The following is a 1,296-nucleotide window of genomic DNA, read 5'->3' on the forward strand; positions in this document are numbered from 1 at the left end:
CCCGCCCCGCACCGCCGACCCGGTCCCCACCAAACCGCACCGCACCCTCTACGACTGCCGCCACGGCACGGACCTTCCCGGCCACAAGGTCCGTGACGAGGGCGACGAGCCCACCCAGGACGCCAGCGTCAACCGGGCCTACGCCGGCCTGGGCGCCACCTTCGAACTGCTGCTCTCGGAGTACGGCCGCAGTTCGATCGACGGCAAGGGCCTGCCGCTGATCGGCTCCGTGCACTACGACGAGAAGTACAACAACGCGTTCTTCGACGGCGAGCAGATGGTCTTCGGGGACGGCGACGGCGAGATCTTCCTGGACTTCACCCTCGCCATCGACGTGATCGCCCACGAGCTCACCCACGGGCTGACCCAGTACACGGCGAACCTGGCCTACCAGGGCCAGTCGGGCGCGCTCAACGAGTCGGTGTCGGACGTCTTCGGCTCCCTGGTCAAGCAGTACTCGCTCGGCCAGAGCGCCGAACAGGCCGACTGGCTGATCGGGGCGGACATCCTCGCCCCCCGGGTCAGCGGCGACGCCCTGCGCTCGATGAAGGCCCCGGGCACGGCGTACGACGACGACGTGCTCGGCAAGGACCCGCAGCCCGCCTCGATGGACGACTACGTCGAGACGCAGGAGGACAACGGCGGGGTGCACATCAACTCCGGCATCCCCAACCGCGCGTTCCACCTGCTGGCCACCGCGCTCGGCGGCAACGCCTGGGAGCGGGCCGGCCGGATCTGGTTCGACGTGCTGACCGGCGGCGAGCTCGCCCAGGACGCGGACTTCGCGGCCTTCGCCCGGCTGACCGTCGCGGCGGCCCGCAGTCGGTTCGGCGAGGGCGACGAGGCCGAGGCGGTCCTGAAGGCCTGGTCGGAGGTGGGCGTGGCGACGAGATGAGCGGGTAGACAGGTGCCTAAGGACCGTCCGGGCGGGTCAGGCAGGAGCCACGCAATGCGCATTCAGGTGAGCCGGACCGGCGGGTTCGCGGGCATCGCACGCCACGGCGAGATCGACACCGCGGGGCGGCCCGACGCCGGGGAGTGGGAGACCCTGGCCGCCGCGGCGCTCGACGCGGGTGCGGACGGCCCGCCCGCGGGGGTGCCGGACGGCTTCCGGTACCGCATCACGATCGACGGCCGCACCGTCCACTGCGCGGACCCGCGCCTGACCGCTCCGCAGCGGGCGCTCATCACCCGGGTCCTCAAGGAGGGCGCGTGACCCCGTGACGCGGACGGCTCCCGCCCGACGGAGCGCCTGGGCCGGAAGGGGCCGGGACCGGCAGCCGCCTGGTCCCGGCC

The 1,296-nt window shown here is 72.7% G+C and carries 2 protein-coding genes; both read left to right on the forward strand.

Annotation, left to right across the window (positions count from 1 at the left end; translation table 11 throughout):
* A partial coding sequence (locus IH13_RS0109140; protein WP_031082724.1) for a M4 family metallopeptidase occupies positions 1–895 on the forward strand: 895 nt, incomplete at its 5' end.
* A 54-nt stretch (positions 896–949) separates the two neighbouring features.
* On the forward strand, positions 950–1,216 hold the full coding sequence (locus IH13_RS0109145; RefSeq protein WP_031082726.1) for a protealysin inhibitor emfourin: 267 nt from the start codon (positions 950–952) through the stop codon (positions 1,214–1,216).
* Positions 1,217–1,296: the final 80 nt, after the last annotated feature.

This window comes from Streptomyces sp. NRRL WC-3549, from assembly GCF_000721935.1.
In the GTDB taxonomy this organism is placed as follows: domain Bacteria; phylum Actinomycetota; class Actinomycetes; order Streptomycetales; family Streptomycetaceae; genus Streptomyces.